This is a genomic window from Photobacterium rosenbergii (assembly GCF_033022775.1).
GTDB lineage: Bacteria > Pseudomonadota > Gammaproteobacteria > Enterobacterales > Vibrionaceae > Photobacterium > Photobacterium rosenbergii_A.
This window is the reverse complement of record NZ_JAWJZI010000001.1, coordinates 108,818-125,610: the sequence shown is the minus strand read 5'-3', so window position 1 is coordinate 125,610 and position 16,793 is coordinate 108,818. Positions and strand designations below refer to the sequence as shown.

The 16,793-nt window shown below is 44.6% G+C and carries 13 protein-coding genes; 4 read left to right on the top strand and 9 right to left on the bottom strand.

Annotated elements, in window-relative coordinates; translation table 11 throughout:
- Positions 1-39: 39 nt before the first annotated feature.
- From R2X38_RS00500 to R2X38_RS00485, 4 genes are all read right to left on the bottom strand, one after another.
- Positions 40-1,392 carry an MATE family efflux transporter gene (locus R2X38_RS00500; RefSeq protein ID WP_317520023.1) on the bottom strand — a complete coding sequence of 451 codons (1,353 nt, stop codon included), beginning with the start codon at positions 1,390-1,392 and terminating at the stop codon, positions 40-42.
- A 107-nt stretch (positions 1,393-1,499) separates the two neighbouring features.
- Positions 1,500-2,078, bottom strand: a complete 579-nt coding sequence (locus R2X38_RS00495) for a nucleoside triphosphate pyrophosphohydrolase family protein (RefSeq protein ID WP_107296631.1) — start codon at positions 2,076-2,078, stop codon at positions 1,500-1,502.
- 222 nt (positions 2,079-2,300) lie between these two features.
- Positions 2,301-2,657, bottom strand: coding sequence for a YibL family ribosome-associated protein (locus tag R2X38_RS00490; RefSeq protein WP_317520022.1), 357 nt, complete (start codon positions 2,655-2,657; stop codon positions 2,301-2,303).
- Between the two features lie 479 nt (positions 2,658-3,136).
- Positions 3,137-3,922: an HAD-IIB family hydrolase gene (locus R2X38_RS00485; protein WP_317520021.1), complete on the bottom strand. Its 786-nt coding sequence runs from the start codon at positions 3,920-3,922 to the stop codon at positions 3,137-3,139.
- A 259-nt stretch (positions 3,923-4,181) separates the two neighbouring features.
- On the opposite strand from R2X38_RS00485, the gene R2X38_RS00480 reads away from it, so the two are divergent.
- Together R2X38_RS00480 and R2X38_RS00475 are read left to right on the top strand one after the other, a co-directional pair.
- Positions 4,182-4,886, top strand: coding sequence for a glycerophosphoryl diester phosphodiesterase (locus tag R2X38_RS00480; RefSeq protein ID WP_317520020.1), 705 nt, complete (start codon positions 4,182-4,184; stop codon positions 4,884-4,886).
- A 296-nt stretch (positions 4,887-5,182) separates the two neighbouring features.
- Complete coding sequence (locus R2X38_RS00475; protein ID WP_317520019.1) at positions 5,183-6,475, top strand: DEAD/DEAH box helicase; 1,293 nt, start codon at positions 5,183-5,185, stop codon at positions 6,473-6,475.
- Between the two features lie 77 nt (positions 6,476-6,552).
- On the opposite strand, the gene R2X38_RS00470 is transcribed toward R2X38_RS00475, so the two are convergent.
- Together R2X38_RS00470 and R2X38_RS00465 are read right to left on the bottom strand one after the other, a co-directional pair.
- Positions 6,553-7,461, bottom strand: a complete 909-nt coding sequence (locus R2X38_RS00470) for a PfkB family carbohydrate kinase (RefSeq protein WP_317520018.1) — start codon at positions 7,459-7,461, stop codon at positions 6,553-6,555.
- 132 nt (positions 7,462-7,593) lie between these two features.
- Positions 7,594-9,444, bottom strand: coding sequence for a beta-ketoacyl synthase (locus R2X38_RS00465; RefSeq protein WP_317520017.1), 1,851 nt, complete (start codon positions 9,442-9,444; stop codon positions 7,594-7,596).
- 156 nt (positions 9,445-9,600) lie between these two features.
- Here R2X38_RS00465 and R2X38_RS00460 point away from each other — a divergent pair, with 156 nt between their 5' ends.
- Together R2X38_RS00460 and R2X38_RS00455 are read left to right on the top strand one after the other, a co-directional pair.
- Positions 9,601-10,581, top strand: a complete 981-nt coding sequence (locus R2X38_RS00460) for a GlxA family transcriptional regulator (protein WP_317520016.1) — start codon at positions 9,601-9,603, stop codon at positions 10,579-10,581.
- A 99-nt stretch (positions 10,582-10,680) separates the two neighbouring features.
- The gene (locus tag R2X38_RS00455; RefSeq protein ID WP_317520015.1) at positions 10,681-11,193 is read left to right on the top strand and encodes a hypothetical protein; all 513 of its coding nucleotides are present in this window, start codon (positions 10,681-10,683) and stop codon (positions 11,191-11,193) included.
- Between the two features lie 145 nt (positions 11,194-11,338).
- On the opposite strand, the gene R2X38_RS00450 is transcribed toward R2X38_RS00455, so the two are convergent.
- The 3 genes from R2X38_RS00450 to R2X38_RS00440 form a co-directional block, all read right to left on the bottom strand.
- Positions 11,339-11,611, bottom strand: a complete 273-nt coding sequence (locus R2X38_RS00450; protein ID WP_317520014.1) for a hypothetical protein — start codon at positions 11,609-11,611, stop codon at positions 11,339-11,341.
- A gap of 167 nt (positions 11,612-11,778) precedes the next feature.
- Positions 11,779-15,084 (bottom strand): pullulanase-type alpha-1,6-glucosidase, encoded by a 3,306-nt coding sequence (pulA, locus tag R2X38_RS00445; RefSeq protein WP_317520013.1) that lies wholly within the window; start codon positions 15,082-15,084, stop codon positions 11,779-11,781.
- 310 nt (positions 15,085-15,394) lie between these two features.
- Positions 15,395-16,627 (bottom strand): autotransporter outer membrane beta-barrel domain-containing protein, encoded by a 1,233-nt coding sequence (locus tag R2X38_RS00440; protein WP_317520012.1) that lies wholly within the window; start codon positions 16,625-16,627, stop codon positions 15,395-15,397.
- Between the last annotated feature and the right edge of the window lie 166 nt (positions 16,628-16,793).

Here is a 16,793-nt window from a genome sequence, read left to right as displayed (position 1 = left end):
TTATAATTTATACCCTAATTACTTGGGCATATTACGTTATTACGTCGTGCTGTTAGCAAACTTAGTTTCTACTGCGCGTATGCCTCGCTGATAGGCAATCCAAGCTACAACACCTGCCATCACATTGCCGATCATAGCACCAATAAATAGCCCCTGAATGCCGCCATATTCCGCACCAACCCAAAGTAGCGGCAAGAAACAAACAAACAGACGAAGTGCCGAAATCGCCAAAGCGCGCATTGGCATGGTTAGTGCGTTACAGATAGAAACCATCAACATACAGATACCCAAGGGACCAAGACTCAGCGGTACCCAAGTTAAATGAATAGCAAGAATATCGCCGACCGCATCTTCACTGGTGAGTAGATCCGTCAAAGGTGCAAGCGTGATGAACAGAAGAACGGCTATTGCCAACTGCCATACCAAAACGAACTTCACCGATAGTGAAACCAATGACTTAATCTTAGCAATCTCACCTTTGCCCAACCATCGGCCAACCATTGGCGGCATGGACATGGTCAGCGCTAAGATAATGACGATAGAGAAGAACTCCAATCTTGAACCCAATGCCCAAGCAGCAACGGTCGCGGCACCAAACCCTGCAACTAATTTGGTTGCCAACATTGACGATACAGGCGGCAATAATTGGCTGAGCATTGCTGGTGCCATGATATTCACTAACTCTTTCATCGAGGCGAAAATATCCAAGCCCTTCCATTCAAAGCTCAACCAGTGGCGTTGTATTACCTTGGGGTACACCGCAATCATACCGACACCGAAGGCAACAACCGTTGCCCAAGCGGCGCCAACTAGCCCCATATCAAAGGTAAAGATGAACAAAGGATCAAGTGCCATATTCAGTAAGCTGGTTACTACCATCATGATTCCCGGCAGCATGGTATTCCCATTGGCACGACACAAACTGTAAGCGAAGTACAACATGGCACCACTCCATGAACTTGCCAGCCATGCAGGCCAGTAACTATCTATCACTGGGTATACATCTTGTGGAGCGCTTAGCAGTTGCAAGATGCCTCCGCGTGCGTGCCAGATAAATAGGCAGATTAGCAAAACACTGAGGGCACCAGTAATAACCACTAGCCCACCCAATTGTTTAGCGCGGTGGTAATCACCACTTCCCAACACTCGCGATATCAAGGACGTGGTAGCAATGCCAAGACCAACCTGAAGACCGATAATCACCATTTGCATCGGCAGCGTAAAGCCCTGAGCAGCAAGCGGCAACACACCTAACTGACCAATAAAAGCACTATCAACCAGTTGGAAGCTCATCAGAGAGAGTACGCCAAATAACATTGGCCAAGTCATATCGAAAAGCTGACGGCCTAGAGACGTTTCAGAAGAAGGCTGAGTTTCTGATTTTGAAGGCATAGTGTTAAATATCTTTATTTTGGATTATTAAAGTCTATGTACAAAAAAGCTCGGCAGTAAGAATACGTTGTTCTCACCTTACCGAGCTTTATTGTTGCCGACTTAAGTTACGCTGTCACCAGCTTAACTAGATCTGCTGGACGGTAGTAGACTGATTTCAGTACTTTACCTTGGCGAACTAGCTTGCCACCAAGATCAACATCTTTAGCACACTTAGCGATGATAAACTCGCCTTTCTGGCTACCGACAATTTCTACACCTTGTTTGGCATAGAAAGCTTTAGTTTCTTCGAACTCAGTTTCGTTACGGCATACTTTGCTCATATTGCTCGAATGCACTTCATCCCAGCAAGAAACAAAATCAAAGCCTAGACGCTTAGCAATCTGAAGTAGCAGGTCAATCAGATAGCTGATACCAACATTTGATTCTACCTTATCATCACCTAGGTGAACCAAACGGCCCATCAGTACATAAACCGAATCAACAATTGCATCTGCTTGTTCTACAAGAGAATCCGCTTCAGCAAGCTCGGTCAGCTCTTCAACAGCCAGCGATGTGTGTAGTGCATCAGCCTGTTCGTTCAAACTGGAAGGCGACTCGATATCCAAGTCAAAGGTATTACGAAATTCACGAATATCACGGTAAAGGTGATCGAACAGTGCTTGATCCAAAACAGACAGCTTCATGCAACTTTCCTTTAAGTCAGTGTAACCCACATAAACTACTGAATAATTAACGGTAATACTGAGTGCCTTCTACCCTGATAGCATCCAGTTTACGAATAATAGGCGACATCCAGTAATTTGTTAGGATTGGAAAAATTCAGAACAAGGGAGCCTGTAGCTCCCTAGCTATATGCTTATCAGCGAGATGACTCAAGCTGATAGACAAAAATCTTGTTAAGCCGATTAAAACTCTTTCGGTGCGAAACCAGTAACAACAGTGATACCCATTTCACGACCAAGAGCCGTCATCGGGTGAACAACAACAAGGCCTTTCACTGATTTCTTAAGCTTACCCATGTCGGATTGCTCAGCTTTAGTCAGTGGGCGGTTGAAAGGCAGAGACTTCACATCAGACCCTTTTTTGTTAAGTTGACGCTTGGTCTGGTGCTTAACTTTATTAATTTTTTTGGTAATGGTCTCGATTTCTTGTGTCGCCTGGCCGGCAATCGCCTGATCACCGCGCTCTTGTGCTCCAGCCAACTTACGACGAAGTTTATCTAAACGGTTATTTAGACTCTGGAGCTCTTTATTTAAATTCATGTAGTTACCTTATCTTTCTTCGCAAGACCCTTTCACAAAATGCGTGGGTAAATTGCTTGACCGCTGATTATATAACAACCGTCACACTTTGGGCGAAGAATCTGACAAAAAATGTCTTCATTGTTTGGGTATTCAAAGAGTTCCTAACAAGGCTTTCCCTCTATGTGTCTTATTTTTGATACAGAGTGCATTGCGATATCGGCGGTATTTTGCTCTCATATTCACAGTGTCAATAATTTGGACAATAAGCCAATAAAACGACGGTAGAGGTTAACATAAGGATATGTGTAAAGACTGTGGGATGCAGATTGCAAACACCCGAATAAAGCGGAGCTTTATAGAGCGCCATATAACTCATAAAAGCAAATACAAGTTTTACTGCCCCAAATGCAAACGAAAGATATTCATTGCGATTGGTGGAAGTAAAGAAACGGACAACCAGTAAAAAAAACAGGCCACTAATGGCCTGTTTTTCTTAATCATTTCAGATTGAGGAGCTTTTCAGAGAATTCTGCAAAACCAAAACCGCCTGGCATTGACATCACCACTTTTGGCTTAAACTGCAGCTGATCCCAGTAATGTTTGATATTTGCCACCCCAACGCTTTTGGGCAACAACTCAAACATGTACTGATCATTCATCGAATCACCCACGTAGCAAGCAGTCTGCTTGATCTGTTGATCCGACAAACCTTTATCTTTTAAAAAAGCCGTTGCTGTGTCTTTCTTTGAATGGTCGCCATACCATGCATTGATATGAATAGAGCTTGCAGTCGCACTGGCTCCCAAGGCGTGAATACGACTAACAATTTGATTCACCGTTTCACTATCCACCTTAGGACGATTTTGGCCGATATCAATCGCCACTTCGCAAATACGGTATGCTTGGTCCAGCGTCAGATTCAACTCAGGATAGTCAGTAAGAATTGCCTCAATCTCTACTTTAAGGCGCTGCTGCGTGTTGCGAATATCTTCGATAGGTACGTCGGATCGAAGCGTCAAAAAGCCATCTTTCTTCTCCATGATCACGGCACCATTTTCAGCCAGTACCGCATCGACAGGCCAAAGCTGGGCAATATGATCGCCCCAGCCAGCACATGCACCGGTAACCGCAATCACTTTCTTGCCTGCCTCACGCAGATTTTGCAGGGCAATTAGCGCTTCAGGTGGTAGTTGCCCTTGCCAAGTCAAGGTGTCATCAACATCCGTCAGTACCCATTCAATGTCTTTCCACTCTGGTGAAAGCACTATCTCTTGCGAATTCATATAAACCTCAATCTTTATAGGTGATTCCCTAGACATTGATTTAGCAAGGGAATCGAGTTACAGCATATTCTGCAAGAACATCTGGCCATATAACCAACAAGTTTAGTCAACAGTAAATATCCAAATAACGGAACGAATATTGAAAGTCAGAATACGGTCACATTAGACGAATACTGTTATACCCAAGTTACCTTATCTTGAAGTAGCTTGGGTATATACTAATTTTCAATTGAACATCAACATTCAACATAGGTATATCATGATCACTGGTCATCGCGGTGCCGCAGCCCTAGCTCCCGAAAACACGCTTATCAGTATCCAAAAAGCAGCCGAAGCCGGCGTGAGCTGGGTAGAAATCGATACCCAATTAAGTGCTGATGGTATTCCTGTTGTCTTCCATGATGAAACAGTCAACCGCTGCACAGACGGCAAAGGCAATATCGCTGACTTAACTCTAGCGCAGTTGAAATCTCTCGATGCGGGAAGCTGGTTTAGCACAGAATTCTCAAAAGAGAAAATCCCGACACTCAGCGAGGTTCTTGATACCTGCTTAGCGCATGATCTGACCCTCAACCTTGAGTTGAAAATCCATCATGATGAACACACCGCGCCTCTTGTTAATGCTGTTGTTGCTTTGATTAAAGAAAAAGCTTTTCCAATCGAAAAGCTACTTTTCTCCAGCTTTCAAAAGCGAGCGTTAGAGTTATGCCAACAGCAAATGCCTGAAGTACGTCGAGGGTTCATTTGTGAAGTGTGGAACGACTATAGCTTGACCTCTATTGCAGCAAGCCAGCCTTATAGTGTCCATATCGATCACCGCATTTTGACGCCTGCTATTGCTAAAAGCATCAAAGATAGCGGTTATGTGCTAAATATCTGGACCTTGAACAAGGCCGATAAAGCACAGCATTTTTTTGACATGGGTGTAGACAACATCATTACCGATGCACCGGATAGGTATTAATCATCTCAACATGATTGCTGAATATAATAATTGGTACTAAAAATGGAATTAAATCACCGCCAAAACCAGCTCCTCGCCCACCGAGCCCTGATTCTGGAAGCCCATGAGAACAGCGAAATCTACCTAGCCAGAGGTCAGTTCCAGCAAGATCATCAAGCTATACCCTCGTTAAACACACACCAACTGCCGAAATTAACATCATTTTTTCCAAATTAGTCCCCACATATGTCTAATATTCATCTATAATCTTCGGCCATATTTTTGTCAGGCTCAGCCGTCTGCTTTAGGAAAGAAGAATGTCATTTGCATCACAAAACTTTTCTCAGGATATTGTTCGCGCACTTACCGAGTGCGGCTATGAGAAATTAACTCCAATCCAACAACAAGCGATCCCACACGCTCGTCGAGGAAACGATATTCTTGCCAATGCCCAAACAGGTACCGGTAAAACAGCCGCTTTCTCTCTACCGATCATCCAGCAAATTCTGGACAACCCTAAGCCGCGTAGCCGCTTCAATGTTCGTGCACTTATTTTGGCACCAACCCGCGAATTGGTTGCTCAGATTGCCAAGAACATCGAGGACTACACCAAATATACAGACATCTCGGTTGCTGCTGTTTACGGTGGTACCAAGATGGGCTCTCAAGAGAAAAAGCTTGAACCGGGTTTGGATATTTTGGTTGCCACTCCAGGCCGCCTGCTTGAGCACATGGAACTAAGCAATGTCACACTTGCTAACCTTGAGTTCTTAGTGTTTGATGAAGCTGACCGTATGCTGGATATGGGTTTCATCTCTGATATTCGAGTGATAATGGGTGACATCCGCAATCACCCACAAACCATGCTGTTCTCTGCGACTTTCTCTGCACAGATGAATAAGCTGGCAAACGACATTACCCGCAAACCAAAGCGTATTTCAGTTAGCCCAGAAAATGCTACCGCTGACACGGTTGCTCACGTTGTTTACCCTGTTGACCAAGATCGCAAGCGCGAGTTGCTGTCTGAATTGATCGGTAAGAAAAACTGGAAGCAAGTGCTGGTTTTCGTTAATTACAAAGAAACAGCCAATGAGCTGGTGAAAGAACTTAAGCTTGATGGCATCAAAACAGTCCTTTGTCACGGTGATAAAGCACAAAGTGCCCGTCGTCGTGCCCTGGATGAGTTCAAGGAAGGCAAAGCACGTGTGATGGTGGCAACCGAAGTGGCAGCACGAGGCTTGGATATCCAAGGCCTACCGCACGTAGTTAACTTTGACATGCCTTTCTTGGCTGAAGACTACGTTCACCGTATTGGTCGTACTGGTCGTGCAGGTCTTCAAGGTCATGCTGTATCTTTTGTTAGTCGTGAAGAAGAACTAACACTTCAGCAGGTTGAAAACCTGATCAAACAACGCATTAAACGTATTCAACTTACGGGTTATGAGCCGAAAAGCCGTGATGCACTGCTGGATAAAATCCACAACAAAGCGGCATTCCGTGATCGCAAAGGTCGTACTAATAACCCAGCGGATCAGTCTGATGCAGAACGCCGTGCTCGACTGCGCCGCGCCGTACTGAACAAGTCTAGAGTGACAAAACTGAAAAAATAATCAGTTTTCACCCAACAAGACTAAAAGGGTTAGCCAATGGCTAACCCTTTCTTTTTCCATTTAACACGAATCTACGATTATTCGCTCTGCGCCAAATAAGCTTGAAATTCATCTCCTGGTACAGAACTCTTTGTTGCTACCGCAATGGATGCCCACTGTGTACCTACTGCCATCGACTCGGTAATACTTAAGCTGGCAAGCAAGCCATGAATCACCCCTGCAGCGTAGGCATCTCCTGCACCGGTAGTATCGACTACATCCACTGCTTGAGCTGCAACAAACTCTGGCCCAAACTCTGTGTAAACAGTCGTGCCGTTTGCCCCATCAGTCACAATAAAAAACTCAAGCGCTTCACCGGCAACCGTTCTTGCATAATCAAAAGCAGAAATATCGCTGATCTTTACTGCATCGCCCGATGATAAAAGATGAGCCTCTAGATCCGAACGTGAGGTGATAAGTACTTGGCATGGACGAGGATCGAGACTTTTGGGTAGTTGAGCAACAACCAAAACCTGACGATTCTTTAAACTTTGCTTGTTTTTGTTCGCCTCAAGCGCTTTCCTCGCCCATAGTGCTACGCCATCAGCACTGGAATTAATGTAGATAGCATCCCACTTGGTAAAGTCTGGTGCAGTACCCAAAGTGAAAGCCGGTCGTTCAGGGCGGATAATCGTACGTTCACCGTCAGGTGTCATCAATAACATCAGTTCTGGAGTGACAATATCGTTACGCTGTAACAGAGAGCAATTGAGCCCTTTTAAGCTCGCCTCAGCAAGTAGCCAATCCGCCGTTTCGTCACGTCCCACTTGGCTAACCAATGATACTTGATGGCCGGCATACACTAGCGCTAAGCCAGTATTTGCCCCTCCACCACCTAAACGACGGCCTAAATCCTGATAATGGTGCCTACCACCAGCCTGAAGTGGTTCTTTAAGTTGCAAAACCCGATCACAGTTCAAGTTAGCAACCAACATAACATTAGCCAACGTTTATGACTCCTGTATTGTTGTAATACTCTTATCTGCCAAACTATCATAAAAAAACCGCAGTGTATGAACTGCGGTTTTTATTCGTTAACTTCCCCACTTTATTGGTTAACTTCCAAACGATGTAGTGAATTAACTGTAATCGGCATAAGGGTTAACCGTCGCTAGTGGAATTGACTCAGCAAACCCGGAAAGCTTTACCGAATCCGTTGTCATCTCAACGGATGATTCGTCCATGACACTCTCACCAAAGTGGTAGCGGATGTTTTCTTCACCCTCACAAGCAGACTTATCATTTGCAGCCGCCTGAAGAGAGACTGACTCATTCTTGTAACAGTATGCCGCAATTTTATCCTTGCTGTATTTCTTCGCCAACATTGTCATCGTTTGCTGCGGAGAAAGCACAAGGCTGGAAGCGTTGTTGCCACCAAAGCCTTTGGCATTAAGGATCACTGCTTTATAGTCCTCGCCATGTTCACCTGCGAAATGGTGATCAGTCAGTATGTTCAAATTCGACTGGTGTACATCTTCAGCAACATGGTCGATCGTTTTGATCCCCGGGATCCAGCCGTATTGCCATACGCCTAACGATGCTATCAGCTGATCACCAGGTGCAGAGCTCATTGAATGACCAACATATGACTTAATCGCTGTCACTGGCCAACTATCGATGCTGAACGTCTTCGCGACTTCATTCAGGATATGGCTTTCAGTAACTCGGTTCTGTGGAGTACCTGTACCGTGCGCCTGCACATAAGTCTGCTTAACACCATCAGGGCCAAGGATCGCTTTAGCTAATGCCGCTGCTTTGGCGACAGTGACATAGTTACCCACACCCGGAGCAGAGATTGATTTTTTATTGGCATCAGCATTGATGAACACATCTGCTACTGAACCATAAATACTTGCACCAAGCTCGAGTGCCAGTTCATCATCCATCAGCACCACAAACTGGGCTGATTCTGCCATGGTGAAACCTGCATTCGAAGAAAAAGGTCTGCAAGCACGTCGATTATCAACAGTATCACTGTTATCCAAAGCCTTAAGCTGGGCATCTTCAGCCAATGCGCCCATCACACGGAAACCTTCCATGATCTCAGCAACTACTGGTGCTTCAGCATTACCAACAATAGCCACTCGCGACTTACCTTGCTGAATATCCAGCATGCCTTGACGCAGGTTATACAAGAATGTGGCACAGGCCCCCATGCTCGTACCCGTGGTACCAATGCTGTTTATCACATACCCATTGATGAAGTCAGCTGGCATTTCCGCAAGCGATAAAGCCATCATTTTTGAACTGACACGGCCGCCAGTCAAAGGTGCAGCTAACATGCCAGACAATGAGTTATCATCCACCTGCGCTAACGCACTACCCGCATAGACAGAAACTTGATCCGGTTTGATATGCTTGAGCACTTCATCCCAATCCATACCCAGTGAGTTCAGCGCATCTGACGCGCCATAAACCGTTAGAGTCAGGCCACGGGGATGAAAACGGGAGTTATAAAGCTGAGCTGGGTCAAAACCACGAGGAATGTTGCCACCACTGGTAACCGGAAATGAAACACGATCTTCAAGCAAAGCATTCAGCTCACCCGTTACCGTGATCGTTACTTTGCTACCCTGCTCTTCCACTTGCCAGTTTTCAGGAATGCGTGTTGGCAATTTTGACTTGCGTAACGTGAACGAGATCGTTTCTTGGCCGCCATTTAGCGCCGCTTTGTATTGATAGCGCAAGCTATCAGGGTCAAACGATTCAATACGTCTAACCAACGTACCCGCTTTAATTGCCTCGATAATTTCTGGATCGAATGCTGAACCTTCAGAAAGCCCCATACGGTTCGCAAGGTCCTGCCAAGTAGTCGCCATATCTTGGTCGGTAAGCACATCTGAAACCATGCGCTTATAGCTATGAAAACCCGAACTACGACCAGCGGCATTGATACCACCGAAGCCTACAATTAGCGGTAATTTTGACATCCTGAACCTGCTCTCAAAATTGAAGAGCACATAGATTACCAATTTACACTGTTCATTCACCTGCCATTTATGCCAATTTATCTGACATAAATGCCAAATAATATTAAGCTTAGCCAAATCATCACTATTTATTTGTTTGATAGGCCCCTGATAAAAATGAAAATTGGATTTCTCCTCTACGAACGAGCTTTAATAACAGGTATCTCCCTAGCAGCCGAGATGCTTAGCTCTGCGGCGAGTCTACGATCTCGAAGACAACAGCGAGATCAGCCATTTTCAATCAAGCTCATTGCACCTAGGTTAGAACCCACCAAAGTCACGGCAGGGCTCAAACTTCAGCCTGATATTACTTATGATGACGATCTGCACACCTTCGATATATTGATCCTGCCTCCAATGTGGGGAAATCCACAGCAGTCTATTCGCCGATCGCCAGAGATCATTCCCTGGCTGAAAGCTCAATATCAAAAAGGTGCCAAGTTGGTTGCTACTGGCACCGGTGTGGCCTGGTTAGCTGAAACGGGATTACTCAACGGACAAGTAGCGACAACTCACTGGTACTTCTTTGATACCTTTGCAAATCGCTACCCTAAGGTGATTTTAAACCGCCAGGCTTCGATTACCGCAGCCGACGGTATTTACTGTACAACCAGTATCAACTCACAATCGGAAATGATCCTCTACCTGATCACTGAGTATTTCGGCCAAAAAACAGCGCAAACTATTGAAACCCATTTTGGTCATGAAATTTCTAAATCCACACAGCAACCGTTTTATCAGATTGGCGGACAACTACAGTTCGACGAGTCGATAGCCCTTGCGCAAGATTGGATGAAGCGAAACCTCACCAGCCCAATCACTGCACAAAGTATCGCTGATCAATGTGGTGTTCCGCTGCGAACATTCAATCGCAAATTTAAAGACCAAGTCGGTGAAACACCGCATCAACACCTTCAGCGATTAAGAATGGATGCAGCTCAGCAATTGCTGCGAGATTTTGGCATGTCGGTACAAGAGGTTGCCGAACAAGTTGGATACAAAGATGCATACCACTTTTCGACTCGTTTCCAGCAACACTTCAGCATGAGCCCGAGCCAATACCGAAGAATGGTGAAGACCAAGATTTACAACCCTTGAATGAAGATAGAAAGATTTTTATGTTTGTAGCTAAATTAAGACAGGGGGCAAAGAGTATGAATCACTATGCTTTGAAAAGACGTTTTCAGGGGCAGTTGTATGAAGCATCTCACATTCGCTTTTTTGCTTATTTCAATCCTAGCTAGTGCTGGAGTCAGTGCCAAGATCCAACCTACCAGTGGAACACTCAACAATGAAGGCATGTGCCGCCTTGATATGTACCACCTTACCAAAAGCCAGCAAAATACCTTCACCCCTGATTTGCAGATAGCCGTTATAACCAATAACACGATGCGTCATCGCTATGTCGATCTGAAAACAGATATCAAACACCCTACGGGTTTTGAGAACATCCACTACTATCGCTCTGGCAGCCCTGTTGAAGTCTTCACCACCAACTGGCGTAACAACGGCAATAAACATACTGTGGGAAGGTTTGTCATGTTGGGAGGTACCAGTGACAAACAAGCCTTCGATGTCTTCGCAACCTTGATTAAAGAAGATAATGGCCACTTTGAGTTACGCGGTAATGAAAAGAAGTATCGGTTTAACGCCAATGAAAAGGACGTAGCCGACTTTCTCGCCTGCGTCAAAAGTCACCATAGACCTTGAAAGCAAAGACCTTGATAAAAATAACCTAGAAATATAGCGCCCTCAAAAGAAGTGTCCTTGATATAACGAAAAATAGCGCTCATAAAAAACGCCAGCTTCATAAGCTGGCGTTCTTCTAATCTGATTTATTTCAAGCCGATTTATTTCAAGCAATTGACTGCTTCGAGCCATGAGGTGCTTCGTGGGTAATGTCCTCATATTCGCCGTCAATAGTCGAACCGCTTTGTGCCTGACTGAAGTCCTGCTGGGTATATCCCTGTTGTTTCAACGCTTCTTCATAAGCAGCGTTGATTTTCTTTCTGATAAACGGTCTCGCAATCAGTGTACCCAATCCGATGAATAGCCCCATGACAGCCGCGAATGTCACAGTAAAGAAACCCAGTACTAAAGCAAAAATGCTGGTAAGTGTATTTTTCATCGCTAACCTTCTTTTCTATCGTACTTTCATGCTTTGCAGTGTATAGCAGCGAAAATGAACCAATGATGAACAATGTGTTTATCTTTGTACTTAAAGTCATTAGCCATACGAATATAAGAAAAAAAGCCCTCTAAAAAGAGGGCCTTAGATTAACATTTAAATATTTATTATTTTGCGGCTACAGGGATACCTGTTCCACGAACACCGTTTTCTCGTTTAATTTCAAACACTGCAGGTGTCCAAGCTGGTACCTTCGCAATATCGCCATCAGTCACATCAGAGCTTAAGTCCGAAGTATGGTATGGGCTTAGCGTCAGCTCTTTTGCCAAATTGATTTCTTGCTCAGCCGGTGAAGCATTAATCACAACCACTAGCCCATCAAGCTTGCTATCAAGATCAGCACCAGAAGCAACACCGTTATCAATAGACATAACAATCAAGCCTGGCGTTTGTGAGCTCCCTGTATTGTGGAAATCAACACGGTTTTTCACTTCCTCACCAGTACCCAATGAAATCATTGGGTATGATTTTCGGAGCAGTGCCAGCTCTTTGAAGTATTCAACCATATTGGCCATATCTTCATGACTTGGCTGAGCATTATCTCCAGCAGAGGTAATCACCTGCTCAATCAGTTCGTAGTTATCACCATCCTTGTCTTTACGAGGTAAGCCTTTATCCCAATTGTTATCATTGAGGGTAAAGTCGACTAAGTTATACCAGTCACCAGAATCATAAGAGTCACGCTGCATTGATTTCGAACGCAGCAATTCAGAACCCATGTGGGTAAATGGCATGCCTTGACCCAGCATTGCAGTCGCTAACGAGACAGCCTGCATGCGCACACGCTCTTCTGTTGTCACAGCGTAACCAATTTTGTATTGGTTATTGTCCCACAGCGTTTGGTTATCGTGCTTAGACACGTAATTCTGTATTTCCGTTGGATCAACGGCATAGCCTGCAGGTGCGCCGTTGTAATCCAGCTGCTCTCCGGTGATAACAGCCCCTGTCGAATCAATCATCTTGAAATCTTTCAGGTTACCGGCCATTCCTAGACGAGTTAGATCTGCTAAATGGAACGCATCTTCTTTAGTCACTTCGCTGATTTCATTTTTCTGAACATAAGCGCCGTTACCAAACCCTTGGGTTTTGCGAATACCCTCTTTGCTGTCAAACGGGCTACCGCCTCGAACCGCATCACGCAAGCGGTCAGAAAAACTACCGATACCTGTACCGCCGAGGTTCGGTTGGGTCGCTTGGACAAACAATGCATCATTTTCTACTTCGCCGAAGTTCCAGCCTTCACCGTAGAAGTAAGTATTCGGATCAACCTTCTGGACTTCGAGCAAAGAACGCTGCATCTGATCCAATGGATGATGACCCATCAAGTCGAACCGGAATGAGTCGATTTTATAATCGCGCGACCACACCACCAGCGAATCACTGATCATCTTCTCGAACATAGCTCGCTCAGGAGCGGTATTTGAACAGCAGGTAGAATTTTCAACATTGCCAGTTACAGGATTCAAACGTTGGTAATACCAAGGCACAAGCTTATCAAGTACTGAGGTGCGTGCTTCAGGCCCCGCTGAGTTGGTATGGTTATAAACCACATCCATCACCACATTCATACCAATGTCATTCTTGATTGACATAACGGCTTCACGCAATTCAAGTATGCGCTGCGGACCATCCGGGTTAGTCGAGTAAGACCCTTCTGGCACTGTGTAATGGAATGGGTCGTAACCCCAGTTAAAGCTATCGACATCGGATACATAGCGGTTTAGCTCCTGTACCACAGGGTTCTCTGGAGAATCGTCCTGTTTAACCTCTGCCAATACTTCAGCAATCTTCATGTCGCTTGAACAGTAACCACTGAATTTCGACGTTTTCACGTCAATGTTGACATCACATAGTTTGGCAAAGGAGTCTTCGATGTTTGCTACCTGGTTGGGATCTTCGTTAATGGTAGCGATGTCGAAGATTGGCAATAGGTGCAAATGAGTAACCCCATTTTCACTCAAAGATTTCAAATGCTGGACTGGAACTGAATCTTGCTGGGTAAACGCAACAAACTTACCACGGGCGTTATCTGCTGTTGATTCATCTTGCGCTGAAAAATCACGGACATGCGATTCATAAATCACAAATTGTGCTGGGTTAGACTGATCAATCGGCCGTTGCAGATCATCCCAACCTTTAGGTTTCAGAGCAGGATCATCAAGATCAATGACCTGACTAAACTCCGAATTCATCGATAAGCTCAGTGAATAAGGATCTGTAACTTGATAACTTTCTACCTTGCCGGATACCGGATGGAAAACATCAACAAGGTATCGGAAATACGTACCGCTTGGCGCCTTGTTTGTTTTGAGTGACCAAACACCAGACTTCTCTTTATATTTCATCTGAAGTCGGCCGATTTCTTCTTTGTTGCTATCAAACAGAACGGCAACAACATTTTGAGCCGAAGGTGCCCAAACATTAAACGTAGTATGGCGACCTTTTACTGTGGCACCAAAGTCGACTTTCTGAGCATGCTTTGCAAACAACTGGTCAAATGCACCTGCGGGTTGGACTTTAGTACCATTTAGCACTAAGCCTGTTTCATCGACAGCTAGCGCGGCCAATTCCGCTTTTATCACTGGACGCATGTCGACCTTTTTATCGATCGAATAGGCTTGCTTGTCAGCAAGGTGTGGGAATTGAGCTTTGACTTCAGCACTCAGCACTGTTGGTTTGAGTACGATGTAGTCAGCATTATATTCATTGTCGCTATCAGGTGAAAAACCACCGTCTAGTTCTACATACAGCCTGACTTCATCAGCAGAATCTGCACCATCCCAAATCAGAGTGTGCCCCTCAACTAAATGCGCTTCAGCATTAGCGACGCCGAACAGCTTAACGTAAGCATCACCACGCTCATCATAAGCTGTCGGGCTCCCTGTTACATAGGAAGCAGTTCTATCGGGAATTTCAACAAAATCAATCTTTGCATCACTACCCGACATATTGCTCAAATGTTCATCCCGAATAATGAAGTTGATACATTCTGTATTGCCATCTTTTAGCGGCATTTTCCAGTAAGGACCAAACTCATCTTCGCCATCCGGTGTAATTGATGCGTCACCCCAGCCTGAATTGACTTCTGCTGCGCGGTCGCAATTACCGTCATTCCAGACATGAAGACTGTAACCACTATAATTACCCAGTGAATTACTCTCACCGTTTCTGGCAACCATATAAATAACGGCTTCATTATCTCCGGCTTGAATCGGCTCCTCGACTGAACCACTTTCAGGCAGAAATGCGGTAGGTCCATCTGTCTTAGGTAGCTTAATTTTGATCTTCGGTGGCTTAGTCGTATCAAATTTTACATCTTCGGATGCGATACTGTGACTGCTTAAGCCAATGAACATAAACGTAGAGCACAGCGGTATGACGGCCTTGGCAACCGTTGATAATTTAAAGTTCACGAGATTTTTCCCTTTATACTCATAATTTTATGGGGGGAAGTATAAAATTTGAGTTTTAATTATGACGTGAACAATACTGAATCTCAGGCTCTGCATTCTGTGATCAAAAGCACCAAAATGTAGTTTATTAACAACAGTTCATAACATCTTGGCTTAATGTCACTGTTTGTATAGCCTGCATAATATGCGGAGAGTCACACTACACTATTAGGCTTACCATTTGTAATGCATTGAAATTAAAAAAATATCAGCTTAGACGAAGAAAACCCGGCAAGCGCCGGGTGGATAGTATTTCACGTAATTTTGTTTTCTAATCCAACGCCATACTCAACCCGACAGAGATGGTATAAGCCGATAAGTCATCATGCCACACCAGTTGGCTAGCTTCTGCATACCCATACCAATCCTTGCTCAGTGCACCAGATATCCCCAAATGCACCCGTCCATATACATCATCATTAGACTCAACAACAATGGGTAAGATACTGCCTGAATAGTTGGATTTTAATTGGGATATTATCCGCTCTTTGCCACTAGCGATATCATAATGTAGATAACCTTTTGCATAGGGCTGGAAAACGCCGAACGGTGTCCGGAAAGGATGAGAAATGCTCATTCCGGTGATCAACATAGTAGATTCCAGCGCGTCAACATCTTCAATCTTGGAGAAAAGATAACTCGAATTGCTGAGCGCTAACCTCTCTTCATAACGATCGGTATCAGACAGCGTGTATTGCAAACTACTTTCAAATGCCAGGTGCAGGTAGTTGTAGTCAAAGATGTAACCTGTTCCTACTGAAAACACCCAGATATCTGAATCTGCTTCATTAGCATTGTTGATCACAGGATCAGTGTATAACGTTACTTGACGTTCGATGTCATTATCCATCACCGCATAGCTGGCATTGAAGTCCACAAACCATGAGTCCTGAAAATAGGTGAAATACCCTGATGCAATCAGCCCATCGATTTCGGTATCACTTCCCTCAGCCATGGGTTTGTAGAACGGCAATCCAAGAGTTAAACCAAAAAGATATTGGTTTTGGAATAGGTAATCGCCACCCAAGGTCAACGAATAGCCGCTGTGTTCTTGCTCAGACGATTTATTAAACGAGGCATTATCACCGAGTATAGTATTATCGACACGGATATAACCGGCTAGCTGTGAGTGATCTCCTTTTCCGAATACTCCAGAATCAGATAATGATTGTTCAGGCAAACCAGGTGGTGCGTAACCAGAAAGCGGATCATTACTGTATAAAGGAACATAAGTGGATGAATTGCGATTACTAGAGACCGAATGCCTGACACCCGGTGACGTGGCGTAATTATTTAAAGATCGGTACTTTTTATCAACCTTATCACCACGTACGTGGCTAGCCATACCTTTGATTTCAGCCATTGCCGTATCGACTTCAGCAGATAGCTTTTTGGTAATTGTTCCATCAAAAAAATCCGAGCCAATGGCGCTTCCTGACGCTACTACGAGTACAATGTAAATGACGGGCAGGCTGGATGGTGCCCTATTGACTGACGCAAACATATTTTGCCCCCAAAAAATTTCATGCCACTTTGTTTTCTTTACTGCTCTGTGGCTATGATTTCAGTGTAGTTAGCGGATGGCGGCGGGAAGTAGGAACTAACCTTTAGTCGCAAAAAATAAACACTTCTCTTTTTTTTGATATTAAAACTTTTTATCTTTGAGGGAT